This window comes from Mesorhizobium sp. P2_A12 (assembly GCF_056405075.1).
Genome location: NZ_JBFUCU010000051.1, coordinates 1 through 7,385 on the forward strand (window position 1 = coordinate 1; position 7,385 = coordinate 7,385).

Consider the following 7,385-nt stretch of genomic DNA (forward strand, 5'->3'; position numbering starts at 1 on the left):
TGTGTTCTGGCCACGGTGCTCGGCGGGATCGATTTCGGCTATCGGGTGGTTCTCGTCACCGACGCGCTGTGCAGCTCTTCTGACGCGACACATGATGCACTGCTGACCGTCTATCACCAGCGCTTCGCGCAGCAGGTCGAGACGGTCGAAATGGAGACGGTTCTCTCAAGCTGGTGATCGGTAAGTTCTTCGTCGGAGTCGACTAAGCGGACGAACCATTCTCCGCAGGCTTCGACCACCTCTACGCAAGGGCAAACCTGTGCTGTTCGGCGTTACGCCACCATCGCAGCCTCCTTAGAAAGCAATGGGGAACGTCCATTTTATAGCGATCGCCCCGAGGCGATTTTCAATTTCAAAGAAGCCGGCAAGCGGTGGGAACCGAGTTCAGCTGATGACGTTTTTCCGGAAGGTCAGGCTGAATGACCTAACGACGGAGGAAACAATGATCAAGATGCTCACAATGGGCGCGATTGCGCTTGCCATGATGACTGGTTCGGCTCTTGCAGGCAGTACATCCGCGCTCGACGACCCGGCAAAGATGTCGCCGTTCTTCACCGATGCCGGCATGAAAACTTTGAAGACGGAAAAGGATTTCAAGACCGCTTGGATGGCCATGAAACCGGACGAACAGAAGGCCGTGTTGAAGGACTGCGGCGACACCACACTCAACAAGTCGCATGCAGATTTCTGCGCTATGGCAAAGATGATGGGCGGCTAAATCTGGGTTGAATGTCGAAGGCGGGCGCACGCCCGCCTTCGAGTCAGCGCGCGATATGTCTGCGATATACGATGCGACGCTCTCAGAGTGAAAGCCGGAGGTACGCAAAACGCTTGTACGGGGCTCTATTTCAATTCGCAACCAAATTGCAAGCTGGTTGCAATAACGCTGTAGCTCTAATCGCATTTTGTCGACTGGCCGCGGTGAGAAGTGCAATGCCGCGATTGCCGGTGGTGAAAAATCGGATTTGGCCAGCAGTCTTGAAAAGATGATTTATTGCTTCGGATGCCGCTGCTGGCTCCGTCGCAAGGCTGGCAAACATCCGGCCAGGCCCGCGCCATCTGGTCCCCTACCATGGCGCGCATATCACTTGGCTGTACGGCCATAGACGACGGTGCCATCAACTTTGCGGACTTCGACGGAGACAACATCATCGTATTGCGCCTCGCCGAGAACCTTGGCAGCGAGTGGCTTTTGGCGGCCTCTTCGTCCTTGAAGGGCATCGTCCCCAGAACGGCGTTCTTGGTGTACCAACTGTGTAGGACATGGCGCCGCTAAATGCATTCCGCTAAGCATAGGCGGTTTCGCTTAAGCCTCGTCGCTATTATTTACGATGACCATGCGGACGTGGGTCTTTAGGGCCGGCAAGCTAAGGACTTCAGTCTCAATTGCGTGATTGCTAATGTGATATAGACTTATCACCAGCGGGGGCTTTTCTCGCGATGGCCGGTGCTGCTTACAACCCCCTCGTCGTCTGCACCGGCCATTTCTTCGCAAACTACTAGCGGCCCAGCGGCCAAGGGCGGGGGGTGGGTGTGACCACCGGGCCTGACCGGCGCGGGGTCGGGGTTCGCCGGCTGGCGAATTATACGCCGTTCCGGCTTAGTCGACCATATCTCGCAGCCGCCTCTTGCGGGTCGGAGCTTGGTAATGATCCGCTTCAAGGAATCGCTTCGGCACGACGCCGAACGGTTGGCTTTCGACGAAAAGAAGAAGGCCGGCGACCTAAGGCACAGGCTGGACCTGCACGATGAAGCCAAGGCAAAATTGGAATCCGATCTGGACAATAAGCTCGCTGCGGGAGCGCGCTTGGAAACATATCAACCCGTTATGGGCGATACGCCACAATGCCCGCGCTGCTGGATATGGCGAGCGAGGCAGGAACCCATGGTTTGTCAATGGAGAGATGACCAAGGACTTCCTCAAGTGCCGTGAGTGTGGGTACGTGGTGTTATAGTGCCTTTGAAGAGGCCCGCCGTTGAGGCAGCGGGCTAAAACGCGACAGTCCGCCGCGGCTCTCCCAGTAGCCGCGTCTTGACGTTACGTCATGTGTGGGTATGAAGACAGAACTAAGCCTTCGCCTTCCGCTTCGCTGGCGCCTTCTTAACAGGCTCGGCCTTGCGGCCAAGGCCTGCGGCTTTTGCCAGTTCGGAGCGCTGGGCGGCATAGTTGGGGGCGACCATGGGATAATCCGATGGCAAGCCCCATTTGGCGCGATAGGCGTCCGGCGTCAGGCCGAAATGCACGCCGAGGTGACGCTTCAGGGATTTGAACTTCTTGCCGTCTTCGATCCTCGACATCTCAACGCTACACCGAGAACAAGCGATAGGCGGTGCAGCTGAAAAGCCGGTGAGGCAGAAGAGGCATCGATCCGCGCAAGAACGCGCTTGACGACTTTCCGAAGAGAAATAGCCGCGCCCTCGCCCGGAGGTCGCCCGAATAGCGGTGTCGAGCGGGCTTATAGCAGGGTTGTGGTTGGGGCGGATAGGCCGCGTTGATCCGTGGGGAAGTAGGGGCCGGGTCGACTAGCGCGCATGCGGAACTGAAACCTAACCACGAGCTTATGGATCAATGAGCACACGGAGCACGGCATGGCCAAGAGCTTGAGGCAGGCGTATCTCGACGCCCAGGACGAATTGGAGCGCGCCGGCATCAGCGATGAAACGCGCTTGCTACTGCGGAAGTACCACGCTGTGATCGAGTACCACAATCTTTACGAAGAGGTACTGCCGTTCACGTTCGGTGAGGACGGCAACGACATGCCGCCCGAACAACTACCGCCCAGGAAGCGGGCTTGACGGAATATTAGCGATCTCTAAAAGTTTCTCGCGGCAGGTGGTGCTCCACCCGCTCCCCTGCCGAAGATCGGGATACGACCAGCCGCCGCCCCAGCGCACGGTCCTGACCACAGGCGCTAGCGACATTGCGTGCGACCCCGCCGCTGCTCCCATGGCTCGACAGGCAATGTAGCGCCTTGGGGAAATCCAGAGGTGCCATCATGAGCGACACGTCGACGCGCTTGACAACCCAAGCATCTGTTTTTCGCAGCGTGGCGCCGACATCGATGACATGCAGGAACGCAGTGCTATCGAAGCTGTGCTGAGCGACGGTCTGTCGAAGCTCAAGGCAGGAGTTGCGGGGCTTGAGACAATCAGGGCGTCCAGACCACAATTGAGCCTGCGCAAACTTGCACCTTTAGCCCGCGGCCTCACGGTGGCGGGCTTTGTCACTTCTGTTGCCCAGGAACCTTCCGGCACGGCTGACCGTTGATTTCCAGAAAGGAGATCCTGGATATGAGCATCTTCTGGACCGCCATCACCTTTTGGGTTCTCGGCTCTCTCCCGGCCTCCATAGTCATCGGGAAATGCCTCAAAGAGGCTCGATGCAAGAGCCCGGTTTTTTCGTTTCCCCCGACGATTATTTCTGACCCTGTTGCCAATTGTTGCCACGGATGGATTTTCGAAACGCTTGACAGTCTGAAAAAGTGGTTAAGTCATTGATTTCAATGGTGGGCCCGGAGGGCGTATTAAAATCGTTGATTTTGTTGGCTTTTTCGTGGGCAATAATCAGAAATCTTCCCGTATCCTTCCGCATGGTCCCGTGACGTCAAACAGTCGACTGGAGCTAACCTCGTTTGCGAGCGTTCTGAGCCACGCTCCAGAACGGCCGCAACGGGGGCCGAACGCGGACTGTCCGTTTCGAATTGGCCGCGCTACAAAATGGTCAGCGCGTCATAGATGCCCGCATCGCCGAGTTGGCCGGGATGCGTGAAGGTCATGGCCAAGAAATATATCGTCTATTGCGCGCCCGTGCCTGCGCCGGTCGGCTGCGATGACAATACGATTCAGACCAAGCTGGACCGGCAGTCAAGGCCGGCATCACGGCGCGCAACTCGCTCGAGGACTTCGTGGCCTCGTCGGAAGATGTCCGTGTTCGCCGTGATCGGCTTCCACGGCGTGTCGGGCTTGCCCTGATGCGGTATAGGTCTCAACGAAGACGTCGATTACCAGGCGGGAGGCCGCCGCCAACGGCCCGGCTGACCGTGCGTCCGGCTTTCACGTCGGGCGCGGCAAGCTACTTGCCCAGCCATGACGATGCCGAGTTCCAGCAGTCGAAGGGGAACCGACCCATTGGAGGCCAAGAATGACCAGTGCCGTCGAATCGCAAGGAAAAGTCCACAACCCGCCGAATGGCCTAGGCTATTGGACCGGCAAGCTACGTTTTCCACGAGGTCGAGGACGCCGACTACATCCGTCGGAGCGAGGGACGCATCACGCTGACACAGACGGGGCTTTCGCTCTTCCGCCCTGGTGTCGAAGAACCACTTATCTACGAGGTCGAGCGCAAGATCGCACGCGTCGGCTTCGACCTCATCGCGCTGGCGCCCGCCGAAAGAAATTTCTGAGCTACTTCGAGCGGAACCTTCCCGAGCTGCCGCTGGCCGACGTTGAGCAAGTCAGCTCGGCAACGGAAAGGGTGCCGTCGTCGGTCCGTCGGTTCTTTCGCGAGTTCGCGCTGAAGATCGATCCAATCTCGACCTCGCGACGCACGCTCTATTCCATCGACGGGGTGGCGGCGGAGGAGCGCTTTTCGACGCTCGTGCGCGTCGGGTTGGTGTCATCGGGGCTCAAGCCAAACTTACCCGACATCGACCTTTCCGAGTGGAAGTCAGACTACGAGTTGTCAGATCGCGAGGCAGTGGGGCTTGCGGTCGCCGAGATGGTCGAGCGCATGGCTGTTGCGCGGCGGGAAGACGATGGCGAGCCATACCAGCTCCTGATCCAACTTGCCCAAGACTATCTTAAGGAATGGACGCGCCGCGATGGGTTAAGCGTGCAGCGCTTCTATCGACACGCCTTCACGAGCCACGGCGACGTCCGTGCTGACCGCCCGACCGTGCCGATCATCGGCAGCCTATTCACCAAGGAAAATGCGCGTAGGCTGTTCGATGTCGCAAGCTACGGCCTGCGCAAAACGCGCCACGCCGCAGCTGCGATCTATTGGGTGGTGCCCCAGGCCCCACTTTGGGGAATGGCCGAAATCGCGAACAGCGCCGCGAACGGATCAATCGCTTGAACGAGCATCTCGGTGTGCGGCAGAACGTAGAGTCGATTTCGTTGACCGCACAGCGCGCCGAGCGCTGGGTGAAGGAAGCCTTCACCCGCGGGTATGAGTCGAACGCCCGTGTATTTCCCGGCGGGTTCGAAATGCGCTCGTCCCGGGTGCCTTCGTCGCCGCAACTGTCCACGCGCCGATCGGCCAACAAACTTGCCGGTCCCTTTGGGCTTTGCGAGTTTCGACTTGCACGTGTTGGCGCGTGCGGGCGAATTGCTCGACGCGAATGCCGAAGCGTTCAAACTCGGTGACGTGCTCAGACGGAACCTTATCGCGCCGGCCCGCAACGGAAAAGACGGAGGACAGTGCAGGAGGGGCCGTGCCCGCCTCAAAATAGCCGCCGCACCCCTCGCTTCACCGAACGGCGAACATGATCCAGAAAAGTTGCGGTTCGCGACCTCGGAGACAGCAGCAGCTTCGCGTCGCACGTTGTTGACAACTCGAAGCGTCGAAAGGGGTCAATGCGCAACGTGATCGAACCAAGCATAATTTTGAGCGTCGTCGAAACGGCATCTATCCCAAAAATTCTATTAGAAGCGGTCAGACCGCATGCGGCCCAAAAGAAGTCATGGCTGCTTCGCGCCTCATGCACGAACCCGCTTCGCGGGAGGAGCGCCTCGTTCTGAGATGGTGCGACAGGGATTGGTCTTGAGCGGGTAGTAGCTGCGATCCGACCATGCAGTTCCTTCAACGAGAGGAACTTGCCATGGATACTCTGTCGACCGATGCACCGATTACGCCGCTTCGCCAGCGCATGCAGCAAGATATGCTCATGCGGGGCCTGGGGCCCCATACCCAGCAGGACTACGTTCGTCACGTCCGGCGCTTCGCAGCCTTCCTCCGACGCTCTCCCGATACTGCGACGCCCGAGGACATCCGTCGCTTCCAGCTGTATCAGCATGAGAACGGCGTCGGGCCTGCGACCATCAACGGCGCGGTCTCAGCGTTGCGGTTCCTGTTCCTGATGACGCTGAAGCGGCGGGATCTGGCCCGTGTGCTGGTGATCATGCGCTATCCACGCAAGCTGCCAGACCTGCTGAGCGTGGAGGAAGCGGCGCGGCTGCTCGAAGCAGCACCTGGTATCAAGTACAAGGCCGCGCTCGGTGTTGCCTATGGCGCGGGCCTGCGCGTATCGGAGGTCGCGCACCTCAAGGTCGATGATATCGACAGCACACGCATGCTGATCCGGGTCGAACAGGGCAAAGGACGCAAAGATCGCAACGCCATGCTCTCGCCGCAACTCTTGGAACTGCTGCGGCTGTGGTGGCGCGAAGGCAAGCGTCGCGGGGTGATGCTTCCGGATGGCTGGCTGTTCCCAGGGCGTAGTTGCACAGATCCGATCTCGTCACGGCAACTCCATCGCGCGGTTCAGGAAGCCGCCGAAGTCGCCGGTATCCGCAAGCGCGTCAGCCCGCATACGCTGCGGCACAGTTTCGCCACCCATCTGCTCGAGCAGGATGTCGACATCCGCGTCATCCAAGTGTTGCTCGGGCACAGCAAGCTCGAAACGACAGCGCTCTACACCAAAGTCTCGACCCGGACGATCCACGCGGTCGCAGGGCCGCTCGACCGGCTGATGGCGCTCATGGAAGGCAAGACGCCTCCCGGTTGAAGCGGTGCGCGCGGACCTGGAGGTCGCCGATATCGTCCGTGCTGCGGGTCCCGGATACCGGGTCGCCCATGCAGGACACCTGAGCCAGCAGCATCTCTTTGTCAGTTCAAAGTCAAGTGCGTCGACCATCGTTCCGAATCCTTTCGGTGCGAGGTCCCTTCACCAAACCAACTGCTATTGATCGCTTTGATTCCTGCGACCGTTTGGCGATCTGCTCGAAGTCGAGCGCGAGGCGGGCAAACCAGCCTTCGCCCTGATGGCGGAGCGTGGAACCGGCCGCTATGTCGGCTCGGCCTTCATCACGCTGAACCGGGAGACGCGCGAGCGGCTATGGGACCGCGTCCAGGACCAACGCAGGAACGGCGCCAAAGGGCATGAAGCGGCCGGCGACGCAATGGGTTAAGCCCGGGCTGATCGGCCGTGTAAAGCACTTGCGCGGGGAGGAAGATCTGCGGCACGCGTCGCTGCAAGATTTTCGAGAGGAGTGATATAACGAACGAGCTGAAACTCGCGCTTCAGATCACGTTGGCGGTGCCAACTGCGAGATGGCGACGCCGCGTTCCCAGGAGGACGCTATGGTTAGATGGCAACTTCCGATCGCCGCCGGCATGGTTCTGACTTGGTGCGCCGCAGATGGCGCCGAAGTTGGCGACCTGTATG

General features: G+C 59.5%; 7 protein-coding genes and 1 pseudogene. 7 read left to right on the plus strand and 1 reads right to left on the minus strand.

The window, feature by feature from the left end; translation table 11 throughout:
- From AC1DZU_RS35010 to AC1DZU_RS35020, 3 genes are all read left to right on the plus strand, one after another.
- A partial coding sequence (locus tag AC1DZU_RS35010; protein WP_477291981.1) for an isochorismatase family protein occupies nt 1-177 on the plus strand: 177 nt, incomplete at its 5' end.
- 283 nt (nt 178-460) lie between these two features.
- Nucleotides 461-718: a hypothetical protein gene (locus AC1DZU_RS35015; protein WP_477291969.1), complete on the plus strand. Its 258-nt coding sequence runs from the start codon at nt 461-463 to the stop codon at nt 716-718.
- 930 nt (nt 719-1,648) lie between these two features.
- On the plus strand, nt 1,649-1,933 hold the full coding sequence (locus tag AC1DZU_RS35020) for a hypothetical protein (RefSeq protein WP_477291971.1): 285 nt from the start codon (nt 1,649-1,651) through the stop codon (nt 1,931-1,933).
- 134 nt (nt 1,934-2,067) lie between these two features.
- Here AC1DZU_RS35020 and AC1DZU_RS35025 read toward each other — a convergent pair.
- Nucleotides 2,068-2,289, minus strand: a pseudogene (locus tag AC1DZU_RS35025) (Ros/MucR family transcriptional regulator); the annotation flags it as partial.
- Nucleotides 2,290-2,589: 300 nt separating this feature from the next.
- Here AC1DZU_RS35025 and AC1DZU_RS35030 point away from each other — a divergent pair.
- From AC1DZU_RS35030 to AC1DZU_RS35045, 4 genes are all read left to right on the plus strand, one after another.
- Complete coding sequence (locus AC1DZU_RS35030) at nt 2,590-2,796, plus strand: hypothetical protein (protein WP_477291973.1); 207 nt, start codon at nt 2,590-2,592, stop codon at nt 2,794-2,796.
- Between the two features lie 1,678 nt (nt 2,797-4,474).
- Nucleotides 4,475-5,074 (plus strand): hypothetical protein, encoded by a 600-nt coding sequence (locus tag AC1DZU_RS35035; RefSeq protein ID WP_477291975.1) that lies wholly within the window; start codon nt 4,475-4,477, stop codon nt 5,072-5,074.
- A gap of 745 nt (nt 5,075-5,819) precedes the next feature.
- Entirely contained in the window at nt 5,820-6,725 is a 906-nt protein-coding gene (locus AC1DZU_RS35040; RefSeq protein ID WP_477291977.1) for a tyrosine-type recombinase/integrase, read from the plus strand.
- Between the two features lie 256 nt (nt 6,726-6,981).
- A complete protein-coding gene (locus AC1DZU_RS35045) occupies nt 6,982-7,128 on the plus strand; it encodes a hypothetical protein (protein WP_477291979.1) in 147 nt (48 codons plus the stop codon).
- The last annotated feature ends 257 nt before the right edge of the window (nt 7,129-7,385 follow it).

Coding starts and splice junctions, on each gene's coding strand:
- AC1DZU_RS35020 (WP_477291971.1), top strand. CDS start 1,649: ATGATCCGCTTCAAGGAATCGCTTCGGCACGACGCCGAACGGTTGGCT.
- AC1DZU_RS35015 (WP_477291969.1), top strand. CDS start 461: ATGGGCGCGATTGCGCTTGCCATGATGACTGGTTCGGCTCTTGCAGGC.
- AC1DZU_RS35045 (WP_477291979.1), top strand. CDS start 6,982: ATGGCGGAGCGTGGAACCGGCCGCTATGTCGGCTCGGCCTTCATCACG.
- AC1DZU_RS35040 (WP_477291977.1), top strand. CDS start 5,820: ATGGATACTCTGTCGACCGATGCACCGATTACGCCGCTTCGCCAGCGC.
- AC1DZU_RS35030 (WP_477291973.1), top strand. CDS start 2,590: ATGGCCAAGAGCTTGAGGCAGGCGTATCTCGACGCCCAGGACGAATTG.